This is a genomic window from Bacteroides sp. RTP31139st1_H2_RTP31139_211217, assembly GCF_040227615.1.
Taxonomy (GTDB): Bacteria; Bacteroidota; Bacteroidia; order Bacteroidales; family Bacteroidaceae; genus Bacteroides; species Bacteroides uniformis.
In genome coordinates this window covers 31,735-58,128 of sequence record NZ_JBCNZM010000008.1, presented here as the reverse complement: position 1 = coordinate 58,128, position 26,394 = coordinate 31,735, and the positions used below count along the sequence as shown (strand labels likewise).

The window sequence follows — 26,394 nt, the reverse complement described above, 5'->3', positions numbered from 1 at the left end:
GTGACGACTACTCTACGAGGTGTAAAGTTCCATCAGAAAGTGACTGATAAGGGAAAAGGCTTGGTGGAGATTTCTATTGATGCGCTGTCGGACACTACTTTGAACCAGACAGCCTATTACTGTATTGCTTTAAGTCCGGAAAACTACGTTGATGCCAAAGTAAGGACAAGTGGCAGGAAGCTGACCGTTACTTCGGCCAATAGGAAGTTGGAATTCAAGTTCAATAAGTCTGTAAAGGCCACGGTTGAAAAAGAGTCTACCGGTACTGTTGTGTATATCTCGCTGATGTCGATTCTGAAAAAGGCTGGGAGAACAGCATTGTCTATGGAACTGCATGCTTCCGGAGTGATAGATCACAGTGACGCGGAAATTACATTGGATATGCAGAATCCGGGAAGTTTGTTTGCAGGCTTTGGAGGGAATTTCCGCCTGCAGAATCCTGCTGCCGACCCTAAAGTGATAGATTACTGTCTGGAAAATTTGCGCGTAGCTTATGGCCGTGTGGAATTTCCGTGGAGATTGTGGCAACCCGAAGAAGAATCCGATCCTATTGCCGTGGCACAGAATGGGGGACTGAACAAGCGGGTGGAGGAAAGTCTCCTCATGGCAAAGCGCTTGAAGGCGATGGGAATGCCGGTAATACTAAGCTGTTGGTTTCCGCCTGCATGGGCCATTGACGGAGGTCCTGCAAGTTATGCCCGTCAAGGTGGTGTCATTGCTTATCGTCTGGATAGCCGGAAAAAGGAGAAGATTTATAAATCCATGGCAGATTATCTGTTGTATGCTAAACAGCATTATGGTATTGAGTTCTCCATGTTCTCGTTCAACGAATCGGATTTGGGTATTGATGTCCTTCACACGCCGCAGGAGCATGCAGATTTCATTCAGGAATTCGGTGCTTATCTGGCAGGGTTGAATCTTCCTACCCGTATGCTGCTTGGCGACAATTCGGATGCTACGACTTTTGATTTCATCCTTCCTGCTTTGAACAATCCTGAGACTCATAAGTATATTGGTGCAGTTTCTTTCCATTCATGGCGTGGTTGTGATGATGTTACGTTAAGGAAGTGGGCGGATGCTGCCAAAGCGATTAATGTACCACTCTTGGTTGGTGAGGGTAGTACGGATGCCGCTGCTCATGGTTATGCCGAGATATTCAATGAGTCGACGTTTGCACTTTATGAAATCAATCTGTATACGCGTATTTGTGCTATTTGCCAACCACTGTCCATCTTGCAGTGGCAGCTCACTTCAGACTATTCGTTGTTGTGGGGAGACGGCATTTATGGCTCCAAAGGTCCTTTGCGTCCTACACAACGTTTCTGGAACATTAAGCAGCTGGCCTCCACTCCGGCCGATGCCTTGGCCATTCCGGTCAGTAGCAGCAAGAAAAAACTAAACTGTGCGGCTTTCGGAAATATGGTGCGTGGGGAATATGCCGTCCATATGGTCAATAATGGGGCGGATTGCGAGGCTGTCATCTCCGGTATCCCTGCAGAAGTGAAGGAACTGAAAGTCTATGTGACCAATACAAAAGACTGCATGAAGGAAACTGCAGTGAAGGTGGAGAATGGACTGGTACGGGTACACTTGCCGGCTATCAGTTTCATTACCTTATTGTCGGATAAATAATTTTGAAATGGAATAATATTAATATATAAAGAATAGTGATATGAATATAACTACATGTCTGTTTACAGTTCTGGGAGGAATGGCCACTTTAGGGCATCCTTCAGAAACTGTACGTTTGAATCAGTTAGGGTATTATCCCCAGCAGGAAAAAGTAGCTGTGGTGAATGCCGGTGAGGTACGTGAATTTACCATAGTAGATGCAGCCACGGGCAATCGGCTACTTTCCGGCAAACCCGGATATACCGCTTCATCCGCTTGGTCGGATAGGAGCAGGACAATATTGGATTTCAGTGACATCACGGTACCGGGAAGATATCTTCTGTTGGTTAACGGCGATTCAGTGGCATTCGAAGTAAAGGAAAAGGTGCTGTCCCCTTTGGCCGATGCCGCTTTGAAATCTTTCTATTACCAACGTACGGGTATGCCCATCGAAGCGACTTATGCGGGTCGGTGGAGCCGTCCGGCAGGCCATCCAGATGACAAGGTGCTGGTACATCCCAATGCTGCCGGGCCGGAACGTAAGGCGGGAGCGGTGATTTCTTCTCCGGGAGGATGGTATGATGCCGGAGATTATAACAAGTACATTGTGAACTCCGCTTATTCCATCGGATTGATGCAGGCGATTTATGCCCGCTTTCCTGACTATTTTATCCGTCAACGGGTGAACATCCCGGAAAGCGGAAACCACACGCCCGATTTGCTGGACGAGATGTACTATAACCTGAAATGGATGCTGACCATGCAAGACCCTGCCGACGGAGGAGTCTACCACAAGCTGACTACCCCTTCGTTCGAGGGATTTATCAAGCCTACGGAGTGTAAGCAGCCCCGTTATGTAGTTCAGAAATCAGTAACGGCGGCATTGGACTATGCTGCGGCTTTAGCGCAAGCTTCCGTGTTGTTTGCTCCTTACGAAGAGGATTATCCTGGCTTTTCGGAAGTGGCTTTGCAGGCTGCCGAACGTGCTTACGCCTGGGCAGAAGCGCATCCGCAAGCGCTCTATCATCAGGACCTCCTCAACAAGCAATATCAACCTGCCGTGGTTACGGGAGCTTACGGTGATCGTAGTGCCGATGACGAATTCTTCTGGGCGGCTTCCGAGCTCTATCTTGCTACGGGAAAGCTCGTTTACCGGGAACAAGTGAAGAAGCATCTGCCCACTGCATATAAGACTCCTTCTTGGGGCAATACCACTGCGTTGGGCGTGTTTGCCTGGCTGCAACCGGGCAGGGAATATCAGGGTGAAGACGTGGAGTTGGCAAATGCCATGAAAGACCTGCTACTGGACTATGCTGCCGAGGCTGTGCGGGGTGCTGACCGCTCTCCTTTCCACGCTCCTTACGGCAACGATGCCAAAGATTTCTTTTGGGGATGCCTTGCCGAAGGGTGTGCTAACCAAGCCACTTCACTGGTTTGCGCCTATTTGCTTACGGGTGAGAAGTCGTACCTGACGAACGCCTACCGCAATATGGACTACATTTTAGGAAAGAATGCCACGGGATATTGTTATGTCACCGGTTTCGGGATGAAAAGTCCTCTGTATCCGCACCATCGTCTTTCTGCATCGGATGATATAGAGGCACCTCTTCCCGGTTTCCTTGTTGGCGGTCCCAATCCTGGCCAACAAGACGGTGTACCCTATCCTTCCAATCTGCCGGATGAGTCTTATGCAGATGTGGAAGGTTCGTATGCTTCCAATGAAATAGCCATTAATTGGAGTGCTGCTTTGGTGGCGTTGGTGTCTTCGTTGGATGCTTTGATGTCAAAATAATGTTTCTATTCAGCCTGCTGCCTTATAAATTCGGATGGGCTGATGTTGAACTCTTCTTTAAAATGTTTGGAGAATATCTTGGGGGAGTTATACCCCAAGGTATATGCAATTTCCGAAACTTGCATCTGGCTTTCTGTCAAGAGTTGTTGTGCACGTTTCATACGGATGGTCCTGATGAATTCGATGGGTTTCTTTCCCGTTATCTTAATCATTTTCTTGTAGAAATAGCTGCGTGATATATTCAGGCTGCTGGCAAGCTCCTCGACGGAAAACTCGGTTTCGCTGATATTGTCCTCTACAATCTGGATAGCTTTTTCCACCAGCTGCTGGTCAAGGGGAGTGATGGTGATACGGCTTGGCTCGATTTTAATGTCCTGATTGAATATTTCCTGACGTTTGACGTTCATCTCGATAATCTTGTTGATGCGCAGCTTGAGGACTTCCATATTGAAAGGCTTGGTGATATAGTCGTCTGCGCCAACGCTAAGCCCTTCCAATTGGTGTTCTTCACTTGCCTTAGCTGTCAGGAGGATAATGGGGATATGGGAGTAGCGTATGTCATTCTTGATGGTTGAACATAGTTCCAGACCATCCATCTCGGGCATCATGATGTCACTGACCACTAAATCAATATCTTCCTTTTCCAGTACATTCAGTGCATGTTTTCCGTTTGTGGCTTTTAATACATGATACTGCCTGGCAAGACTTTCAGAGAGAAATTTCAAGAAGTCGTAGTTGTCATCTACGAGTAGTATGGTGAATGGATGGGATTCTTCTTTTATTTCCGGTCCTTCGACCGGTTCTCCGTTTTTGGTTTCATTACTGTTCTGGTGTAGGGGTAGGGCAATCAGGAATACAGAACCACAAGGCTGGTTATCCCTGACACAGACAGTACCCTGATGCATCTTTACGTATTCGGAAACAATGTGCAGTCCAATGCCGCTGCCTCCGTTGTTCGACTGGTTTTTGCCCGACTGATAGAATCTTTGGAATATTTTCTCCTTGGCTTCATCCTCTATGCCGCAACCGGTGTCGGTAAAGGTCAGTTCCAGATTTGTGCCTCTTACGGCAATATCCAGTGAGATGCTTCCTTTATTGGGAGTGAACTTGAATGCATTTGACAGGATATTTGTGCATATCTTGCGTATCTTGTCATAGTCAAAATCCATGAATACAGAATGTTGTGGAGCGGTAAGGCTATAGCTGATGTTCCGTTTCTGTGCTATCGGATCGAAAGAGTGGAATATTTCACTCAGAATGATAAGGATGTTGTCATGTTTGCATTTCAGGGTTTCAGCCTTGGCATCCAGCTTTCTGAAATCCAGCAGTTGGTTAATCAGTTCCAGCAGATAGTCGGCATTTTGTTTGACCATATCCAGAATGCCTTTACGATATTCGGGATGGTCTACGAAAAACTCTTCAAGCGGATTGATGATAAGTGACAAGGGGGTCCGCAGTTCGTGACTTATGTTGGCAAAGAACTGCAGTTTCATATTGTTGATTTTCTGCTGCCTTTCATTTTCCACCTCGATGGCCTGCATGATTTGTTTCTGCTTTTGGCGTAAGCGCAGATTGCGGATAATGGACAGAAGGATGCACAAAACGATACCGCTATATATGGTATAAGCCCACCAAGTGCGCCACCAAGGAGGGAGTATCTTTATTTTCAGTTCCTTGACGTTGGGGCTCCATATGCCTTGTGAGTTGCATGCCTTGACGGATAAAGTATAGTTTCCGGCAGTCAGCATGGATAGGTTTACTTTGTTGTTTTCAGCATAAATCCAGTTGGAATGAATCTTATAGGCATATTTTATCTTATCCGTTTCCACCAGGTCGAGGGCAGAGAAGGACAGAGTGAATGAATTTTCCTTTTCAGTGAAGGAAAGATGTTGTGCACATTCAAGTGAGCTGCCGTTCAGGATGTCCGGATGGGTCATTCCGGATTTGAGCTCAATACCGGTAAGGTAAATATTGGCATCATAACTTGTGGTCAGGATGTCTTGTGGAATGATAGTCTGGTAACCTTGTGGCGTGCCTATCAGTATATTGCCGTTCTGTAGCTTGAGGATGGCGTGGACATTAGTATCGTTGCATATCAGTCCGTCGCTTACGGAGTAGTTCACGATGGCGTATGTACCGTTTGTTATTTTGATTCGTGAGATGCCGTTGCCGGTACCAATCCACATCTGGTTGTTGTTGTCTTCCGTGACGGCTCTGACGAGGTTGGCGGCAAGTCCGTTTTTCTGGTCAAGGAAGTAGATGGAGTCGTTCTTCTGGTTCCATATACTCAGTCCGTGTGGATGTCCTATCCAAAGAAGGTCCCGGCTGTCCTTATAGACAGTGAGCATATTGTTCTCCTTGAAGCGGCCGGCTTCGGCGTAGATATTATAGGCTTGGGTTTCCGTATCGATGATAATGAGTCCTCCTTTGGTCGCTACGTAAAGGGTACTGTCTTTATCATAGTACATATCTCGGACAAAGAATTCTCCCGGACGGTACAAGATGGTGTCAAACTGCCCGGTTTCCGGATTTAACCTCTGTATGTATCCTTTCATGGTACCTATCCAGATGTATCCGTGTTTGTCTACCTTTACTGTATACACATTGTTCTCGAGAAGCTGGCTGTTACTTACTGTGTATTGTTTGATTTGCCCTTTCGAGTAGCATAGCAGTCCTTTCTGGAAGGTGCCTATCCATAGGCGGTTTTTGGAGTCGATGGATAAGTCGACTACAATATTGGCGGGAGTTGCTATCTTTTCGTATGAATCGGTCACTAGTGAACGTCGGATTAGTCCCGTACCGTCTGTTCCGTAGTAAATGTATTCCTGGCTGGTGTCTTCGCAGAAGGTCAGGATATCATCATATTCCAGGGATTTGTTGCATAGTATGATTTGGGACATGGGGCTATAATAGGAAATACCGTGTTTGAAATTCCCTATGTATATGGTTCCGTCTTTGTCCCGGTAAATGGTATTCAGATTGTTGCTGGCAATGGTGTGCGGTTTCAATGGATTGTGCACCAAGTTGGTAAGCGATTTGGTCAGGGTGTTGTAAACGAACAGCCCCATATGGCTGGTAAGTATCCATACGTTGCCGTCTCCCAGGTCGAGGATGCGTTGCACGCGATTGTACTGTATGTGAGTGTTATTGTTCAGGCTGATGTCCTCCCATTGCTGTGTAAAACTGTTCTTGTGCAAAAGTAGGCTGTTTTGGAAGGTGTATACCCATAGGCTTTCGTTTTGGTCTATGTAAATGTGTGGCTCATGATTCTCCAGCAAAGGTCTATAGATGGTGGGAATGGCTATTTCCTTGACTTCGGAAGTCTGCTTGCTGATACTGTATAGGGTACCGTTGGAGTACATTATATAAATGAACTGGACACCTATATAGAGGTTTGAAATCTTTTCAACTGCCAGTGGATAGGCTTTGATGGAGCTGTTGTCCATGCTTCGTATGTAAAGTTTGGAATAGTCGTAGGCCCAAAACTCATTCTTGGATGTTTTTCCCATCCTCAGAATGTTTTTACTGGGGATTTGCAGCCCATCGAGTATGGGTTTATAGTCATTGTCGAATTTACCGGTCTTATAATTATAGATACTGTAGCCGCTGGAAGTCCTTATCCATACATTGTCGTCCGGTCCTTCGAAAATTTCGCTGATGGCATCGTCCGGCAGGTCGGAGTTGTTCTGGTAATACTGCTGGAAGGAGTAGCCGTCGTATTTGTTGAGTCCTGATTCTGTCCCCACCCAGAGGAATCCCCTATTGTCTCTGTAGATGCTTCGGACACTGTTGTTGGAGAGTCCTTCTGTTGTAGAGAGCTGCTTGAACATGACAGCCGGCGGGATTTCCGCTGAGTTACCTTGAACAGTAAGGAGGAAGGCCAGGTTGCATATAAGGAATAGGAGCAGTTGTTTCATGTATTTTCTTTATTAGAAGGATTAACAATATTGTAACTGCAAACTTAAATATAATCCTTCGAACGAGCAAGGAAAGATTTGCGTATTCGTGTGGGATGATATCCTCCGTTTGGTGAAAAATAGTATGCATTTTGTTTCCAATGGCCCTATATGGGTTCTATGAAACAAAACCGGATATTAAAAGACATTTTTAAGGCATCTGTGTTTCCTTTAAGAAAAATACATTTGCAGGCGAGATCATTTAAATCCTAATAGTATGAAGAAAGAACTTTTAGCAGTGGCGATGCTGTTGTTTGCCGGTGGCAATCTGTTGGCACAGCCACATGTCAATGACGGTACTTCGTATTTGATGAACCAACCTCTGGACATGAGTACCGATTTCCGTGACTTGAGTAATACCTTGTTTTTTGCAGATCACCTGGAGTCATTCGATGCCAAGTCGGGTGAAGGGCTGGTGAATTGGAAACGCGGGCATCTGATGCCCCGCCAAGCCTTCAATACCAACGGTGCACAGCCCCGTAAAATGAGAATGCTCGATTTCCCCTTCACTGCCTATGAAAATGACCCTAACCTCAAATTCAAGATTGACTTTGTAACTCCGCGTACGGTACGTATCCGTATGCTAACGACCCCGGTGGAACCCAAACCTGCCGCTTCCATCATGTTGGCAAAGGAACCGGGCAGGGATGGAAGCTGGAAAGTTATCGAGACGAATGACAAGATTATCTATTCCAGCGACTATGGAACCATTCAGATTAACAAGAATCCTTGGAGAATCGTCTTGAAGGATAAAGCCGGACGTATCTTGAGCCAGACTGCCGCTTTGAGCGACGCGGACTCTACGCAGGTAAAATATACGCCGTTCTGTTTTGTGAAGCGGGGAAGCGACAATGCTCGCCGCATCAATCCGGTATTTACCTTGACTGCAGATGAAATGATTTTTGGTTGCGGAGAGTCTGCCACTGGGCTGAACAAGGCCGGACAGAAGGTGAACTTGTTCGTTACAGACCCACAAGGGCCTGAGACGGACCAAATGTACAAACCGATTCCTTTCTTTATGAGTAACCGGGGATATGGTATGTTTATGCATACATCCGCTCCCGTGACTTGTGATTTTGGTGCTACCTATATTGGGCTGAACAAAATGTTCATGGGTGACGAGAACCTGGATTTGTTCGTTTTCTTCGGCGAGCCGAAAGATATTCTGGACGAGTACACCGATTTGGTAGGAAAGCCGGGCATGCCCCCCTTGTGGTCTTTCGGTACGTGGATGAGCCGTATTACCTATTTCAGTGAAAAGGAAGGTTATGATGTAGCGGCCAATATCCGTAAGAACAAGTATCCGTGCGATGTTATCCATTTCGATACCGGCTGGTTTGATGTGGACTGGCAGTGTGACTATAAATTCTCCGAGAACCGTTTCCAGAATCCACAGCAGATGTTGAAGGATTTGAGGTCACAAGGTTTCCATGTATGTTTGTGGCAGTTGCCTTATTTCACTCCTAAAAACCGTTATTTCTCTGAACTGATAGAGAAAGACATGTATGTGAAAAATGGAAATGGTGAACTTCCCTACGAAGATGTGGTGCTTGATTTTTCCAATCCGGAAACAGTAAAGTGGTATCAGGACAAACTGGCGGGATTGCTGAATATCGGTGTCAGTGCCATTAAAGTAGACTTTGGCGAGGCTGCTCCACTGAATGGTATTTACGCTTCCGGCAAGAGCGGATGGTATGAGCATAACCTCTATCCGGTGCGTTATGATATGGCAGTGTCCGAGATAACCAAGAAGTTGCACAACGAGAATATAATGTGGGCACGTGCCGCATGGGCTGGTTCCCAGCGTTATCCATTGCATTGGGGCGGTGATGCTGCAACTACGAACACGGGTCTGCTGGGTACGCTTCGTGCAGGCTTGTCCTTCGGCTTGTCCGGTTTCTCCTTCTGGAGCCATGATATGGGCGGCTTTGTAAAATCCACTCCGGAGGACTTGTATTGCCGCTGGATACCGTTCGGTTTTCTTACTTCCCATACCCGCGCGCATGGGGCACCTCCGACAGAGCCGTGGTTGTACGACAGCAAGCGTGTGCAGGATGTCTTCCGCAAGAGTGCGGAGATGAAGTACCGTCTGATGCCTTATGTGTATGCTCAGGCTAAGGAATGTACAGAAAAGGGCTTACCGATGCTAAGAGCCTTGTTTGTAGAATTCCCCGATGATCCGGGAGCATGGAAAGTGGATGACGAGTATCTCTTCGGTTCGCAGATTCTGGTTGCCCCCTTGCTTGAATCCGGTATGACGGGCCGCACAGTTTACCTTCCCGAAGGAAAATGGATAGACTACCAGACAGAGAAAGTCTACGAAGGCGGATGGCACCGGATTGAAGCAGGCAGTCTGCCGATAATCATGCTGGTACGTGACGGTTCGGTACTTCCTCATCTGAAGTTGGCGCAGTCCACTGCTGAGATGGATTGGAGTAAAATGAGCCTGAAGGTATACAGTGCTGACAAGAAGCAGGCAGAAGGATTGGTTTGTCTACCTGCCGACAACCGTATTCAGGTTGTGAAAGTGGATTGTGGAAAGGCCAAACCGCAACTGTTGAACCAGGTTGAAGGCACTTCCCTGAGTTTCTGAACTTAATCTTTGAAAATCTATATTGAATTCACCCCTGTCGGTATGGAAGAGAAAGGGATATAGTTACCGAAATCTGTGCCACTATGGTGGCACAGATGTGCCTTCCCAATGGCACGGCAGTGCCTCTATAGTGGCACAAAATTGTGTCGCATATCTTTTTCCCGATGTGCTTATGACCGGGGTATTTGTTAAACCTAAGTATTTAGTATTTATGAGAAATGTGATGAAGTATTTGGGTATCATGTCAGTATCGCTGGCATGTGCCGGACCTCTCTTTGCAACAAGCGTACAGCCGTTTGCAGGTGTCACTGTCGTACAGCAGAGTGTAGTTACTGTGAAGGGCCAAGTGGTGGATGAGAAAGGCGAGCCCATCATCGGTGCCAATGTCATTGTGGAAGGTACGACAAACGGTATGATTACCGATTTGGACGGTAACTTCTCCTTGCAGTGTCCCGTAGGTTCTACGCTGAAGACCAGTTACATCGGTTATCTGGCGCGAACGGTCAAAGTAACCGGGAATATGAATGCTCTGAAAATTACTTTAAAGGAGGATACCGAAACCTTGGATGAGGTAGTTGTTGTGGGCTACGGTACGATGAAGAAATCCGACCTCACCGGTTCTGTGGCTTCCGTGAATGCGGAGGAAATGATGAAGCGGAATCCGGTGAACTTGGGACAAGGTTTGCAGGGAGCTGCGGCAGGTGTATCTGTCATCCGTTCTTCCGGTGACCCGGAAGGAGGTTTCTCCATCCGTATCCGCGGTGTGGCAACCGTGAATGGTTCTGCCGACCCACTCTATGTAGTGGACGGTGTGCAGGTAGGAACTTCCATCGATTTCTTGAATCCTAATGATGTAGAGTCCATCGAAATTCTGAAGGATGCTTCGGCTACGGCAATCTATGGTACTCGCGGTGCCAATGGCGTCATTATGATTACTACCAAGAACGGTGGTAAGGGGAAGGCAAAGGTGAACTTTTCGGCCAACTATGCCCTCCAGTTCAATTCGAATAAGATTGATGTGGCTGATGCGGGCTTGTTTGCAAGTGCTGTACGTTCCGCCGTCAAGAATGACGGTATTGCCATGACCAATCTGGCATATGGCGAGGATTACATAGGCAGACTGAACAGCATTGACTGGCAGGATGAAATGTCACGCACGGCATTACAGCAGAACTATAACCTTTCTGCTTCGGGAGGCAGCGAAAATACCCAAGCCAACTTATCTCTGGGTTATTTGAACAACCAGGGTATCGTGATTGAGTCGAATTTTAAACGCTTGACGGCACGCGCTAATATCACTCACAAAGTGAAAGACTTTCTGCATGTAGGCTTGAACTTGAACTATGCACATTCGGAAAAGATGGGAGGAGGCAACCTGAGAAACTATGCACAAGCCATTCCAACCATGGATTATGTAGAGGACGGTGTTTTCTATTCCATGCCTATTGTGTTGCCCGACGGTACTTGGGGACATTACAAGAAAGAAGGTAATGGGGATGTGAACAAGGGAGCTGACAATCTGGTTGCTGCTGCCAAGACTGCCGACAGCATCAATAAATGGGACCGTCTGCTCGCCAGTGCTTTCCTACAACTCGATTTGTACAAAGGGTTGACCTTCAAAACTATTGCCAGTTATAATTATTATACAAAAGGTTATAATGGCTATACAGCCTATAATGATAGAACCTTTGGAACTCAAGACCGTAAGGACTCGTTCTCGCTGAACCAGAGCCAGTCCACTTCACTCGGTCTGGAAGCGTTCTTGAACTATGACTGGTCCAATGAGCATCACCGCGTAAGTGCAATGGCCGGTTTCTCTACCAGCGATACGAACGGTGCCTGGCTGAATTCCAGTGCCAACGATTTCCCGGCAGACAACATCCGCAAAATTTCATTGACCAATGACCCATCGTCTAAGCAAACGGATGGTGGGCTGGATTTGAAGACAAGATTCCTTTCTTACTTCGGCCGTCTGACTTATACTTTGAACGACCGCTATATTGTGACTGCAACGGTACGCCGCGACGGTTCTTCGAACTTTGGTGCCGGCAATCGTTATGGTACATTCCCTTCCGCTTCTGTAGCTTGGCGTCTTTCCGAGGAAAAGTTCATTAAGGATTTAGAACTGTTCAGTAACTTGAAGTTGCGTGCCGGATGGGGACAGACCGGTAATGCGGGCAATGGTACCAACTTGTCCATAGCACAGTTGTCTTCGGCAAATGCAATGTACTGGTTCTTTAATGGTTCGAGTGTGATTAACGGTGCCGGTATTGCCCAGCAGAAAGAAATTGATACCAACCTGAAATGGGAAACCAATGAGCAGACAAATATCGGTATTGATTTTGCCTTTATGAACAATGAGCTTTCTTTCTCTGCCGATTACTTTATCCGTGACGCAAAGGATCTGCTTCTGTATCGCCAGATTCGTCCTTCTACCGGTTTCTCCAATGTCTATACTAACGCGGGACATATCCGTAACTCAGGTTTCGAGTTTACTGCTGCGTGGAACAAGAGCTTCAGCGATTGGAATATCGGCATAAGGCTGAATGGGTCTACCCTGAAGAACGAGGCTATTGAAGTCGGCGATCCGATATTCAGCAAGTCAGGGTCAGCACAAGATGGCGACAACTGGGACAACCACTCCATTACACAGAACGGCTATCCTGTAGGTTCCTACTATGGCTGGAAGGTAGAAGGCATTTTCAGAACCCAGGCCGAAATTGATGAAATGAATAGGCTGGCGGTTGAAAAGGGAGTTGAAAGTGGTGTATATCAGGACAAGACTACCCAGCCCGGCGACTATAAGTTTGTTGATTTGAATGGTGACGGGCAGATTACCGATGCCGACCGTACTGTTATAGGCAATGGATATCCCAAGTTCACTTACGGAATGAACCTTACCGCTTCCTGGAAAAACTTTGATTTCTCGATGAACTTGTACGGTGTAGCCGGATGGATATCCTTTCTTATTCTTCGGCCCGCTTGACCTCAGTCTATGCACCCGACGGCGGTTATCAGAATGTACTGAAGGAATATATCAATAATGCATGGTCATCTTCGAATACCGGCGCCAAATATCCGCGTATCACCAAGACAGACTATAATAAGAACATGCGTGTGTCCGACGCCTACATCCAGAAGGGGGATTATCTGAAGATTTCAAATATTCAGATAGGATATACATTCCCGAAGAATGTGCTGAAACCGGTGAAAATGGAAAATGCACGCGTATTTGCCAGTGTCGACAATGTATGTACCATCTCTTCGTACAATAAGTTCGGCGATCCGGAAGTTGGTGACTCCAATGTATTGTATTCGGGATTTGACGGAGGACGTTATCCGTTCCCGATGTCGGTTACTTTCGGTCTGAGTGTACAGTTCTAATACTAACGGATAAAAAATATGATTATGAAAAACTTATATAAACTGTTGATCGGTGTGCTGGCCTTAAGCACCGTAACGTCTTGTGACGATTATTTGGAAGTGGATCATTACGATATTCTTCCGGCGGATTTCATGTTTAAAACGGAGGAGAATGTCCTTTCCGGATTGAACGGACTTTATGATACCTTTTATACGGACCAGCACGGTTCCGGTGATGACGAAACATGGGGATTCAAGCCTCAGGTATTTGCTGCCAACCATTCTACGATGGACTGTCAGGCTTCCGGTTGGGATGCGGAATGGCAGCGTCATGCCTGGAAACCCGATAAGGGTTCCCTGGAGACTGCATGGCGGATGAGTTATCGTGCAGTGGACCGTGCAAACCGTTTCCTGGCTGGCCTGGAGACGGCGGATGCCTCTATATTTGCGGACAGCAATTCCAAGACCGTTTATGAAGCGCAAGCACGTGCCATCCGCGGTTATAACTACCTTTACCTGACGAAACTTTTCGGAAGGGTACCGATGTTGCTTACCGGTGAAACCTATACTACTTCGGTAGGAAAGGCACGTCCGGAATCCGTGGATGAGACTTATGCGGCTATCGAGGAAGATTTGTCTTTTGGACGCGACCATCTGGACTGGTTACCCATGAATGGTGAATACGGACGTATAACCAAGGGGTTCTGCAAAGCTTATTTGGCCGAGCTGTATATGTTGAAGAAAGACTTTACGAAAGCCAAGACGGAACTAAAGGATATAGTGGACAGTGGAACCTATTCATTGGAGCCCTGCTTCGGTAACCTGCATGCCTGGGATACACATTGGACCAAAGAATCTGTATTTGAGGTGATGTATCATGAACAAGGATATATGGGCTGGGGAGCCGATTCGTCTTCAGATGCCATGATGTGGTACGGATATATGTGTGCGGCACCCGAATGGGGAGGCTGGGGGTCTCTCTGTCTTTCTTGGGAGTTTGTACGTTCCTTTGAACCGGGTGACAAACGCCGCCAATACTCTGCTGTTGCCAAAGGGGATACGCATCCCATTACCGGGCAGACTGTAGGGGTGACAAGTGGTTTTGACGGTCTTTTCCAAGGTTCCGAAAATATGCCTACTGTTTATTCCTTGAAATACTGGAGATGCAAGCCAGGTGAGAACAACAAAGTATTCAATCCTATTTCGTTGACTTTGAAGCGTTATGCAGGCATCATGCTCGACTATGCAGAATGTTGTTTCGAGACAGGTGACAACGCTACCGGATGGAACATGATACGTCAGATACGTAACCGTGCTTGGGGTAATTTGGAGATGGGAGCGACGATGATTGACCTACCCGCCGACATGTTGAATACCCAGACGGTGGAAGTGCCGGATGCAGAGACCTATTATACAAGCTATAAAGCAGCCAAAGGCTATACTTCTCCGGTATGGAAGGTGGCGCTGATTATAGAGCGTCGCCATGAATTCAATGCCGAGTTCTCGCTTTACCATGATTTGTGCCGTATGGGTATGTGCAAAGAATGGTTTGCCGCCGAATATCCGAAAACAGTAGCCAACTCTTCACAAGAGGCTTGTCTGCAGACTGGTGACTCATTCCGTTTCTTTGAGCACGAGGCTTATCAGGAAATCTTCCCGATTCCGACGAATGAGATTCTGACCAACCCGCTCATCAATCAGGCTGACCAGAATCCGGGATATTGATAAATTATAAATAAACACTTAATAATAAAATATTTGTGAGTGAAATGTCAGGCACCAGTAGTTGTTGTGATAGACGTCAGGGTCTGTCGTGATGAAAGCCGGTGTCTGACATGACAAACACCAGTACTTGAGACGACGAACACCAGTTTCTGATAAACGGGGAATTATACAAGGAAAAGTTTGATGGTTTTAGAGAATAATTATGGAAAGGAAGATGTTTTATTGGATAGCACTGCTGGTTGCGTCTTGTCTGGCAGGCTGCCGGTCGCATTCAGGGGAGACAGATATGCAGACACGCATGCGTACAGAGATTGTCACGAATGTCAGAGACAGCGTGTTGCCGTTTTGGATGGATTATGCAGTGGCTCCCGACGGCGGTTTTTATGGAACTGTATTGCGGAATGGTACTCCGGTAGTGGATGCTCCGAGAGGAGGGGTTCTGAATGCCCGGATTCTGTGGAGTTTTTCTGCCGCATACCGTACGTTTAAGGATGAGGCTTATCTGAAGCTTGCGGATAAATCGCAACGCTACTTCATTGATACATTTATAGACAAGGAACATGGTGGGGTATATTGGCTGGTCAATCCTGACGGTGAGGTGCTGAATGCTTCCAAATATACGTATGCCATGACCTACGCCATCTATGGGCTGGCTGAACACTATCTGGCAACAGGTAACAGCGAGAGTCTGGATATGGCTGTCGGTTTATATCATACCTTGGAGGAGAAAGGCCGCGAACCGCAATATGACGGTTATGTGGAATCTTTTACTGAAGATTGGAAACAACTGGATAATTATGATAACAATGCACCCAAGACTATGAATGCGCATTTGCACGTGCTGGAGGCTTATACCCTTTTATATCAGTGCTGGAAAGACGACGGACTGAGGAAAAGACTCGAATTCTGCACCGAGTTGTTTATGGACCGCATTTATGACTCTTCAAAGAGACATTTTAATTTGTTCTTTGATAATGCATGGAACAGTCTGGTTGAGATGGACTCTTATGGACATGATGTAGAGGCGGGATGGCTGCTTTGTGAGGCTGCCCGTGTGTTAGAAGACCGGCAACTGATGGATAGGGCGAATCGGCTTGCGCTGGATGTGACGGATGCTTGCTTGGCGGAAGGACTGAGTGACAAAGGGTATATGATGTATGAAAAGAAGGGCGGAAGAACAACCGGGCATGCCTCATGGTGGGGCCAGATTGAAACGATGATAGCTTGTGTCAATGCCTGGCAAATCAGCGGGAATGACGTTTATCTGCAATCGGCCGATACGGTTTGGACTTTCGTAAAGGACTGTATGATAGACCGGGAATACGGTGAATGGTACAGTGATTGTTTTGATGGAGAACCCAAGAAGGATACTCCCAAAGTGAGTATGTGGCGTTGCCCATATCATACGGTACGCTTGGGAGTAGAAATACATAATCGTTTAAAATAGTATTTATGAAGAAATTTATAGCAGGTGCAGCATCACTGATGCTTTGTATGGGGCTGCACGCCCAGGATTTCAGAATCAATCCATCGGGATATTTTGAGAATGGCGGGGCCAATGTGATGGTGTTCAGTGACGTCTACCCTGAAGGACACCAGGGAGGACTGACCCTTGTTTTGAATGGAGACCGCAGGGCTGCCAATGGAGATGTGCGCTTTGAAATCTCGCAAGGGCAGTGGCAGGGATTGCCCAAGATGAGAAGCCGGGTGGTGGATGAGGCTGACAATGAAATCCGTGTCACATTGAGTTATCCGGATTCGGCCAAACACATGGCAGGCTTTAATCCGATGCTTTATCCGGATTTTGTTTTTGGCTATACCATTAAGGTCAAAGGCGAGAAGGATTATCTGGTATTGACCGTTGATTTGGACCAACCAGTGCCCGAGCGGTTTGCCGGCAAGTTGGGCTTTAATCTGGAATTGGTACCTTCCACTTTGCTGGGCAAGCCGTGGATTATGGACAACCGGACGGGAGTCTTTCCCCACCAGGCGATGGGGCCCACCATGAAACAGTCTTCCAATATGGAGCATATCGGAGATTTCAATCCTGACGGGAAAGCTGATTTGGACCAGTTGCTGTTGGATAGAAAGACTTATAACCCGATGATTGCCGATGATATCGTCTCTGCTCCTTTGGCCGCAGGGAAAAAGTTTGTACTCAATCCTCAGGATGATTTGGCAAAGATTACGATTGAAAGTGAGAAAGGAGACTTGTTGCTGTATGATGGAAGGATAAATCATAACAACGGTTGGTTTGTGCTCCGTTCGGAGTTCCCGGCAGGGACAAAGGAAGGTGCGGTGAAATGGATAATCCGTCCGACAGTCACTAAAGACTGGCGTTATGCACCGGTGGTGCAAGCCTCTCAAGTAGGTTACCATCCTGGACAGAAGAAAGTGGCTGTCATAGAGTTGGATAAACGGGATACAGACTTCAAGCAACCTGCCCTTTATCGCATTGCTGCCGATGGCAGGAAACTGGTAAAGCAGCAGGCTGCCAAGGATTGGGGAGATTTCCAACGCTACCACTATCTGCAGTTCGATTTCACGGAAGTGACGGAAGAAGGGCTCTATCAGGTAATGTACGGCGATGCTGCTTCTCCGGTGTTCCGCATTGCCAAAGATGTGTGGGACAAGGGTATCTGGCAGGCAGAGGTGGAATACTTCTTGCCGGTACAGATGTGCCACATGCGTGTGAACGAAAAATACCGTGTATGGCATGACTTCTGTCATCATGACGATGCACGTATGGCCAAAACCGATATCAACCATATAGACGGATATACTCAGGGAACCTCTACTCTTTGTAAGTACCAGCCGGGTGATTTGGTTCCAGGGCTGAATGTGGGTGGATGGCACGATGCGGGGGACTATGACCTGCGTGTGGAATCCCAGGCAGGCGAGGCCTATATACTTGCCATGGCTTGTGAGAACTTTGGTGCCTATTGGGACGAGACTTCCATAGATTTTGAAAAGAAGATAGTCGAGATTCACCAGCCGGATGGAAAGAATGACTTGTTGCAGCAGGTGGAAAACGGTGCTTTGACGATAGTGGCGGGTTGGAAGGCTCTGGGGCGTCTCTACAGAGGGATTCTGTGTCCTACCGTACGCCAGTATGCACACTTGGGTGATGCGTCGGCCCATACAGACCATGTCAGTGGGACTGCCGACGACCGCTGGGTGTTTACGGAGGACAACCCTGGTAGGGAACTTCAGGTGGCTGCCTGGCTGGCAGGTATTTCACGTGTCTTGAAGGGACATAACGATGCATTGGGAGCGGATTGTCTGGAGATAGCCCGTGAATTGTTCAGGATTACCCGCTGCGACAACAACCGGGTGCTGACAGCCAAGGTACATGCTGCCGTAGAACTTTATCTGGCGACAAAGGAAGTGGAGTACCGTGATTTCGTTTTGCAGCAGCAGGATTTCATCTGCAAGAATATCCGTCAGACGGGTTGGTTCATCGGACGTTTCGACAAGGCTGTGGGAAATGCACGTTTCAGCAAGGCTGTTCGCAAAGCACTGCCGGAGTTGCAGGCTATGTATCAGGAGTATAGCAGTAAAACTCCGTATGGAGTGCCGCATGACAGAGGTAACCGTTCTTCCGGTTCATGGGAACCCCAGCATCTGGGCTACAATTACTGTTACCTGCATGCTGCCTATCCTGACTTGTTTGCACCGGACTATATTTTCAATGCTGTCCAATACCTGCTCGGTATGCATCCGGGACGTAATCAGGCAGCGTTTGTAACGGGAGTCGGTGCCGAAACGATGAAAGCCGCCTATGGTGTCAACCGTGCCGACTGGTCTTATATTCCGGGTGGAGTGTCTCCGGGTACAAATCTGATTCGTCCCGACTTGCCCGAATTACTTCATTTCCCGTTCTTATGGCAGGAAGGTGAGTACTGTTTGGGCGGACATGCTACGTGGTTTATGTATATGGTATTGGCATCTCAGAAAATATTGAATGGTAATGAACAGTAAAATAAAGGTAGATAAGTTTGTAATTGTAGCTTTTCTGCTCTGCATGGTCTGCACTATGGCCATGCAGGCAAAAGCTTATGACAATTTTAAGGTATCGGTCTATGTACGTGCCTACGAGGTAGACAAGATGAAGGACATCCATTGGCTGGATTCGACTTGGAATGTGATTTCACAACAGTTGGAAGTGGACAAGATTTATTTGGAAACACATCGTGATTTACTGATTGTGGATGACGCCACCCTGGAGCAAGCTAAGAAATTTTTCCATGACCGGGGAATAGAGACTGCCGGAGGAATTACCTACACCATCAACGAGGCGAACAGTTTCGAGACGTTCTGCTATTCCAATCCCGAGCATCGTGAGATGGTGCGAAAGATTGCAGAACATACGGCAAAGCACTTTGACGAGTTTATTCTGGATGACTTTTTCTTCACCAGTTGCAAGTCGGACATAGAGATAAAAGCCAAAGGTACGCAGAGCTGGACGGAATACCGTTTGAAGCTGATGACTGAAGCCGGGCGCGACCTTGTGCTGAAACCTGCCAAGAAGGTGAATCCTCGTGTAAAGGTAATCATCAAGTATCCCAACTGGTACGACCATTTCCAAGGTTTGGGCTTTAATCTGGAGGAAGGTCCCCAACTCTTTGACGGTGTCTGGACGGGTACCGAAACAAGGGACCCTGCCGGCAACCAGCATCTGCAGAATTATCTAAGCTATAATATTATCCGTTATTTTGATAATCTGCGTCCGGGCTACAATGGTGGAGGATGGGTGGACTCCGGTGGACTGAATCTGGGTATGGACCGCTATGCTGAGCAGCTGCATCTGACCATGCTTGCCAAGGCTCCCGAAATCATTCTCTTTGCCTATAACCAGCTTCTGGGCGTGAAGTTGTCTCCCAGGTTCCGTACCCCTTGGCAGGGCATGGGCACCAGCTTTAATTATGATGAGATGACTGCCCCTATCCGGCAGAAGAACGGAACTTCCATAGAGCCTACCACCATGGCACGCATTGCGGATGTTGTATTGAAACAGACTGATAAACTGGTAGGTAAGTTGGGTAACCCCATTGGCATCAAGTCCTACAAGCCTTTTCATGTGGCGGGTGATGATTTCTTGCAGAATTATCTGGGCATGATAGGTTTGCCGATGGATATACGTCCCGTTTTTCCGAAAGACCAACAAGTGGTGCTGCTGACTGCCCAGGCGGCTCAAGCTCCGGAGCTCATGACCGACATTAGGAAGCAATTGCAAAGCGGACGGGATGTGGTGATTACAAGCGGCTTGCTGAAAGCCATTCCTGAAAAAATTGCCGAAATAGTAGAGTTGCGTTGTACCGATTTGAAAGCTCTTGTCAATGATTTTGGCCGATATGGACAAGCCGGACGCGATTTATTGATACCGCAGGTTCAGTATTATACGAATGATGCTTGGGAAGTAGTCAGTGCGGGCCGTCCGTTGACGGGAGGAGTATCGGGGTATCCTATTTTGTTGAGAGCTCCCTATGCCGCCGGCAATCTATATGTATTGACCATTCCCGATGATATGGGAAATTTATATGATTTTCCGGCAAAAGCCTTGAATGAGATTCGCCGCATTATGAGTAGGGATATGGATATCTATCTGGAGGCTCCCTCCAAAGTCGGATTGTTTGTGTATGACAATAAAACACTGGTGGTGGAGAACTTCAATGATGAACCGGTGGAAGTGCGTATTGTTACCGATGATGAGGTGACGAGGTTGGAAAATCTGGAGAATGGAGATATTCTGGCTCCCCTTCCTGCCGAACCCGTACAGAGCAGGCGTCCGGTGACACCAAAGAACTCTTTCCGTTTGTCATTACTACCCCATTCGTATAAGGCTTTCCAATATAAATGACGGGTAAGAAGATTGTCGGATAGTTATTCGGAAGGGTAACGGGAGGTCGGTTCTACAATGGGTCGGCCTCCTTTGCTTCCAGTCATCCGTGAGAATGCTTGTGTTCTTTCAATATCCTGTGCGGCAGTGTCCCGTGCCCCAGCAACTCTATCGGGCAGTTGAAGTTGCGTTCCAGCCATTCTTCCGTAACGCCGGTATCGGGATGGTAGTCCAGGGTTTCGTTGACGCAGGCAATGGACTTGACTTGCTGCAACACCGTGCCGATGTCGTGGCTGACGAGAATAATGGCGCAATCCTTGTTTATCTCTGCCAGCAGTTCGTAGAGGCGGGCTTCGAAACGCTTGTCGATGTATGTGCTGGGTTCGTCGAGAATCACCACCTGCGGGTCGGAGATGATGGCACGGCCCAGGAGGGCACGTTGCAACTGTCCGCCGCTCAAAGCGCCGATGGCACGCTGCTCCATGCCTTCCAGCCCCATGCGGGCTATCACGGCAGAGGCTTTCTCGCGGTGTCGGGCGGTGAAGCGTGAAGCCAGCGGCTTCTTGCTGCTGAGTCCTGAAAGGATGACCTCCTCTACGGTGATGGGAAATTTCCGGTCGATGCTGCTGTACTGGGGCAAGTAACCCATGGATAATTGACAATTGACAGTTGATAATTGACAATTGGCAATTTCGGAGGGGGATGGAGGGCAGGAGTGATATAGAATCTCCCCGGTAGTGGGTTTCAGCAGTCCCAGTATACATTTGATAAGGGTAGTCTTTCCACCACCGTTGGGACCGATGATACCCAGAAAATCACGTTCGTAGATAGTCAGGTTTATATCATGCAGTACGGTCCGGTTATCGTATCCGGCGCTGAGGTTCTTTATCTCTATAATGGGGGATGCAGGCATAGCTTCTTCTTCGTTAAATGGACAGAATCATCGTTTACTCTTTTACAAGCGCTCTGGCCGTATTCATCATCTCCTCCTCCCAGTCGTATGAGAGGGGATTGATAGCCACTACCCGGGTTCCGGTCTGCTGGGCGATAAGGTCGGCATTGCGGCGGTCGAATTCCGGCTGTACAAAGATGATGCGTACCTTCTCCTTCTTGCAGGAGTTTATCAGGCTCTTCAGATGGGCGGGGGAGGGCTCCTTTCCACCTGCCTCGATAGGAATCTGGTTCAGGTTGTAGTCGCGGGCAAAGTAGGAAAGTGCCGGATGATAAATCATGAAGGCACGGTCGGCATTCGGGCTGGAAAGCATCTGGCAGATGAGGCTGTCTGTATGCTCTATCTGCCGGATGAGTACGTTGTAACGTTCCATGTAGACGCTTTCATTGGCTTTGTCTATGGCGCAGAGTGCATTCAGAATGTTTCCGGCAATGATTTGGGCGTTGATGGTGGAATTCCAGATGTGGGGTTCCACACCACCGGCGTGCGTATGGCCTTCGTGTACATGCCCGTCTTTATGATGATGTGCATGGGTATCGTCCAGAATGAGTTCCACATTCTCGGACATATCGAAGAATTGCAGGTGGGGAGCATTGTCCGTCAGTTTTTCCGTCCATGTCTGCTCGAAACCGATGTAGCCGATGCGGAAATAGGCCTTGCTTTGGGCAAGGTCGACAAGCTGCTGGGGCGTGGGGTCGTAGGTTTCCGGACTTGAACCTTTGGGCACCATGCTGACGACGGTGAATTCATCGCCGGCAATGGCTTCGGTGAAATACCGCAGCGGCTCGATGGTGACGGTAATCACGGGTTTATCGTCATTCTTCTTGTTCTGTTGGCCTCCTTGCTTGCACGAGAAGAGCAAGGTGGCTATGAGGAGTAAAAAACAAAACTTTTTCATTTACAATTTACTATTTACAATTTACAATTTGGCTGCGCTGTGGCAGGGGGCATCAACTATTCATTATCAACTATTCCTTATCCATTTATCACTTCCTCTTTCCTTCCCCTCAGTATCTCCCGTTTCCCTCCGGGGGGACCTGGGAGACGCTCTACCTTGAATCCTACGGCTTGCAGCATGCGGCGTACTACTCCTTTGGCGCAGTAGGTGGTCAGCATGCCATCGGTGCTCATGGCGGCATGGATATTCCGGAAGACTTTTTCCTCCCACATTCCCGGTTGCTTTTCGGGTGCAAAGGCATCGAAGTAGACAACATCGAACGGAGATTTATTAATCATTAACAAACTGTCAATGCTTATTGTTTCGACATCTGCCCGCACTTTTCTCAGTGTGAAATAAGGAGTTATGGCAACTTCTTCTTCCCACGCAGCCCGATGCAGTTCCTCGAACAGAGGATTGTCGCTATATTTTAGCGCATCCACCTCCGGCCATGCAAGCGGATAGAGTTCGATACCGGTATAGTGCACAGGTCTCTTTTCCTTTTCGGCAGTTTCCAGTGTAAGCAGGGCATTCAGCCCGGTGCCGAAACCGATTTCAAGGATATGCGGGCGGGCAGTAGCGGATGCTTTCAGTCCCATGTCGATGAAGATGTGCTGTGACTCTGTACGTGCCCCCTTTACCGAATGATAATGTTCATTCAGTTCCGGTACAAACAGTGTCGCACTTCCGTCTTCCGTCTTCTCTATGATTCGTTGCATCACTTCTGCTTTTGTTGAATGTTTTTATTTAGTTTAATTCTCTGTGATTCAGCGTGTTGTTGCGCCTATATATCCAGCGTGCTGCATCTATACATCCAGCACGTTGCATCTATACATCCAACGCGTTGTATCTATACATCTATTGCTCAAACTCACTACATGTCAATAATTCATCATCGAAATGGCTCCTTGCAGTGCCCACAGCATAGCTATGTAGCGCACCAGTTTCCCTGCAAACATGGACGTGGTGGTCAGCATCAGATTACTGCGCATGAAGCCCAGTGCAATGGCTATGGCCTCTCCCACAAAAGGCAGAAAGGCGAAGAAAGCCATCAGTGCCCCTTTCCCTTGGAGGAAATGCTGCATCCGTTCTATCTTTTCCCTTTTTACCTTGAAATATTTCTCAATCCAGTCTATACGTCCCAGACGTCCCATGTAGTAGCACGTCATGCCTCCCAGCGTATTTCCCAAGGTGGCGGAGAGTACGCACAGTGCCGGGCTCAGACCGACCTTGACCAGTGCTACCATCACTATCTCGGAACTGAACGGAATGATGCTTCCTGCCAATAGGGCAGAGATGAACAGACCGACATATCCCCAGTCAATTAGCAGCTGTACGAGTGTATCTACAAAAGCGTCCATATGTTGAATCCTAATAGAATGAATAATCCGATAAATGCACAAATGAAGAATATATTGGAACTGCGGCTATTTGTCAGTACAAACAAGTGTCCCGCCAGGATGCTGACACCGATGAGCAGGAAGGACATCAGGTGGACACTCAATACCGGTTGCAGTCCGATATAGACAAAGATGCAGAAATTCAGCAGGATGAGGAAGTGCAGATAGCTCCGGGTGCGTATCTTGTCTTCATAGCCGGCAATGAGACAGTGTGCCGCGCTGACGATGAACAGAACAAGGAGATACCCGAGGGTGGCGAGTTCCCACGGCTGATAGTCGAACCGGGTGGGAGCGAAGGTCACCAGCTCGCGGAAGGGCTGGCAGAAGAGTTCCATTTGCCCGTAGTAGAGGGCGTGTCCCAGCAACAGCCAGTAGGGTACGCTCCATCCTACCAAGGAAGCGAAGAAACTTTTGGGTTGGAGAGACTGGAAGTTGTAGGCACCTATCCAGAAGATGGGGACAAACAGCATGAGCTGCGGAAAAAGCAGGCTGCCCAGTCCGATGAAGACAAAGGCGTGGAAGAGACTGCCTGTGGGCCGTGCCTGCTGGTAGCTCTTGAAGAGGAAAAACAGTGCCACCAGGAAGGAGGCAGCTGCCAAGTCTCCCGCATACAGCATGTGTAGGCTGGGGCAGACGGATATCAGCAGGAAGTAGACAGAAGTCTGTACCGATGCCCGCATCCGGATGATGGCGAACGTATTGTTGAGCTGTATTAGGAAGTACCCGATGACGGCATACAGAATAAAGCTGAAGAGACGGTTTGCCCAGGTGGGGATGCAGAAGTCGCAGAATGTTTCCCAAAGGGAATATCCGCTTTGCTGTGTCTCCGTCTCGGGCAACAGAACAGCGGTCAGTATCCAGCAGGATACTGAAATCAGGATAGCGGTGGGTAGTGTGAACCGCCCTGCCGTTATCCGGTTCTGGAATCTCTTCGTTCTCATTTATAAGTCAAATCCGATGTCGCGACGGAAATATTTCTTCTCGAAGTTTATCATGTCGGCCACGCGGTAGCTCTTCTGCAAGGCTTCTTCCTTTGTTTCACCATAGGAGCAGACGGCGATGACACGGCCACCGGCAGTTACGGTCTGTCCGTCTTTGGTGGCTGTTCCGGCATGGAAGAGGATGCTGTCTGTTTCGGCAGCCTTCTCGAATCCGGTCATCACCTTGCCCTTTTCGTAGGCTTCCGGATATCCTCCGCTCACCAGCATGACGCAAGCGGCTGTGCGTGGGTCGAATTCCAGTGTACGCTGGTCGAGGTCGCCCTGGGCAACGCCTTCGAGCAGGTCTACCAGGTCGCTCTTGATGCGTAGCATCACACTTTCGGTTTCGGGGTCGCCCATGCGGACGTTGTATTCAATCACCATCGGTTCGCCCTTCACGTTGATAAGTCCCAGGAAGATGAAGCCTTGGTAGCCGATTTCTTCTTCCTGCAGACCGTTTACGGTAGGTTCGATGATGCGGGTGCGTACTTTTTCCATAAATGTTTCGTCGGCAAAAGGTACGGGAGTAACGCTGCCCATACCGCCGGTGTTGAGGCCTTTGTCGCCTTCGCCGATACGCTTGTAATCTTTGGCTACGGGCAATACCTTATAGTGGCGGCCGTCTGTCATCACGAATACGGAACATTCGATGCCGCTGAGGAACTCTTCAATGACTACCGTGGCGCTGGCATCGCCGAACATGCCGTCCAGCATTTCCTTCAGCTCTTTCTGAGCTTCTTCCAGTGTGGGGAGAATCAGCACGCCCTTGCCTGCACACAGTCCGTCGGCCTTCAGTACGTAAGGCGCTTCGAGGGAAGCGAGGAAGTCGAGTCCCTCCTGCAAGTTGTCGGCGGTGATGCTCTTGTAGCGGGCAGTGGGGATGTTGTGGCGCATCATGAAGCCTTTGGCAAATTCCTTGCTACCTTCCAGTGTGGCACCTTTGGCGGTGGGGCCGATGATGTCGATATGGCAGGTGGCAGGGTCTTCCTTGAAGCTGTCGAAGATGCCTTGTACCAACGGGTCTTCGGGACCCACAACAATCATGTCGATTTCTTTCTCAAGGGCAAAGGCCTTGAGTGCGGGAAAGTCTGTCGCCTTCAGGTTCACATTCTCGCCTGCTTCGCTTGTACCTGCATTGCCGGGAGCAATATATAGTTTCTCTACTTTCGGGCTTTGGGCAATCTTCCATGCCAGAGCGTGTTCACGGCCACCGGAGCCTAATAATAATACTTTCATGGGTTCATTT

Annotated in this window: 16 protein-coding genes; 9 read left to right on the top strand and 7 right to left on the bottom strand. The window is 48.2% G+C overall.

What is annotated here, in order from left to right:
* Together ABUA47_RS02365 and ABUA47_RS02360 are read left to right on the top strand one after the other, a co-directional pair.
* Positions 1-1,632, top strand: a 1,632-nt coding sequence (locus ABUA47_RS02365) for a hypothetical protein (RefSeq protein ID WP_349831411.1), incomplete at its 5' end; no start/stop codon positions are given.
* A gap of 40 nt (positions 1,633-1,672) precedes the next feature.
* Positions 1,673-3,403, top strand: a complete 1,731-nt coding sequence (locus tag ABUA47_RS02360; protein WP_117681239.1) for a glycoside hydrolase family 9 protein — start codon at positions 1,673-1,675, stop codon at positions 3,401-3,403.
* A gap of 5 nt (positions 3,404-3,408) precedes the next feature.
* Here the strand turns inward: ABUA47_RS02360 and ABUA47_RS02355 are convergent, their stop codons facing one another.
* On the bottom strand, positions 3,409-7,320 hold the full coding sequence (locus ABUA47_RS02355) for a two-component regulator propeller domain-containing protein (protein ID WP_005830998.1): 3,912 nt from the start codon (positions 7,318-7,320) through the stop codon (positions 3,409-3,411).
* Between the two features lie 256 nt (positions 7,321-7,576).
* Between ABUA47_RS02355 and ABUA47_RS02350 the strand changes: the two genes are divergently transcribed.
* The 7 genes from ABUA47_RS02350 (at position 7,577) to ABUA47_RS02320 (ending at position 20,900) form a co-directional block, all read left to right on the top strand.
* A complete protein-coding gene (locus ABUA47_RS02350) occupies positions 7,577-9,952 on the top strand; it encodes a TIM-barrel domain-containing protein (RefSeq protein WP_057253911.1) in 2,376 nt (791 codons plus the stop codon).
* A 211-nt stretch (positions 9,953-10,163) separates the two neighbouring features.
* Positions 10,164-12,938: a TonB-dependent receptor gene (locus ABUA47_RS02345; RefSeq protein ID WP_349824384.1), complete on the top strand. Its 2,775-nt coding sequence runs from the start codon at positions 10,164-10,166 to the stop codon at positions 12,936-12,938.
* Entirely contained in the window at positions 12,905-13,336 is a 432-nt protein-coding gene (locus ABUA47_RS02340; protein WP_349824385.1) for a hypothetical protein, read from the top strand. Before ABUA47_RS02345 ends, ABUA47_RS02340 begins: the two co-directional genes overlap by 34 nt.
* A gap of 24 nt (positions 13,337-13,360) precedes the next feature.
* Positions 13,361-15,040 (top strand): RagB/SusD family nutrient uptake outer membrane protein, encoded by a 1,680-nt coding sequence (locus ABUA47_RS02335; protein WP_057253926.1) that lies wholly within the window; start codon positions 13,361-13,363, stop codon positions 15,038-15,040.
* A gap of 202 nt (positions 15,041-15,242) precedes the next feature.
* A complete protein-coding gene (locus ABUA47_RS02330) occupies positions 15,243-16,487 on the top strand; it encodes an AGE family epimerase/isomerase (RefSeq protein ID WP_035447357.1) in 1,245 nt (414 codons plus the stop codon).
* Positions 16,488-16,492: 5 nt separating this feature from the next.
* On the top strand, positions 16,493-19,021 hold the full coding sequence (locus ABUA47_RS02325) for a glycoside hydrolase family 9 protein (RefSeq protein ID WP_035447354.1): 2,529 nt from the start codon (positions 16,493-16,495) through the stop codon (positions 19,019-19,021).
* Positions 19,011-20,900 (top strand): hypothetical protein, encoded by a 1,890-nt coding sequence (locus ABUA47_RS02320; protein ID WP_172679951.1) that lies wholly within the window; start codon positions 19,011-19,013, stop codon positions 20,898-20,900. The genes ABUA47_RS02325 and ABUA47_RS02320 overlap by 11 nt, the downstream gene beginning before the upstream one ends.
* Before the next feature lie 82 nt (positions 20,901-20,982).
* Here the strand turns inward: ABUA47_RS02320 and ABUA47_RS02315 are convergent, their stop codons facing one another.
* The 6 genes from ABUA47_RS02315 to purD all read right to left on the bottom strand — a co-directional run bounded on the left by ABUA47_RS02315 (position 20,983) and on the right by purD (position 26,384).
* Complete coding sequence (locus ABUA47_RS02315; RefSeq protein WP_005830985.1) at positions 20,983-21,792, bottom strand: metal ABC transporter ATP-binding protein; 810 nt, start codon at positions 21,790-21,792, stop codon at positions 20,983-20,985.
* A gap of 34 nt (positions 21,793-21,826) precedes the next feature.
* Positions 21,827-22,729 carry a metal ABC transporter solute-binding protein, Zn/Mn family gene (locus ABUA47_RS02310; RefSeq protein ID WP_005830983.1) on the bottom strand — a complete coding sequence of 301 codons (903 nt, stop codon included), beginning with the start codon at positions 22,727-22,729 and terminating at the stop codon, positions 21,827-21,829.
* Positions 22,730-22,806: 77 nt separating this feature from the next.
* Positions 22,807-23,487, bottom strand: a complete 681-nt coding sequence (gene mnmD / locus ABUA47_RS02305) for a tRNA (5-methylaminomethyl-2-thiouridine)(34)-methyltransferase MnmD (protein WP_005834257.1) — start codon at positions 23,485-23,487, stop codon at positions 22,807-22,809.
* A gap of 162 nt (positions 23,488-23,649) precedes the next feature.
* Positions 23,650-24,129, bottom strand: coding sequence for a YqaA family protein (locus ABUA47_RS02300; protein WP_005830979.1), 480 nt, complete (start codon positions 24,127-24,129; stop codon positions 23,650-23,652).
* Positions 24,114-25,109 (bottom strand): hypothetical protein, encoded by a 996-nt coding sequence (locus ABUA47_RS02295; RefSeq protein WP_005834261.1) that lies wholly within the window; start codon positions 25,107-25,109, stop codon positions 24,114-24,116. Before ABUA47_RS02295 ends, ABUA47_RS02300 begins: the two co-directional genes overlap by 16 nt.
* Entirely contained in the window at positions 25,110-26,384 is a 1,275-nt protein-coding gene (gene purD / locus ABUA47_RS02290) for a phosphoribosylamine--glycine ligase (RefSeq protein ID WP_035447351.1), read from the bottom strand.
* Positions 26,385-26,394 lie beyond the last annotated feature (10 nt).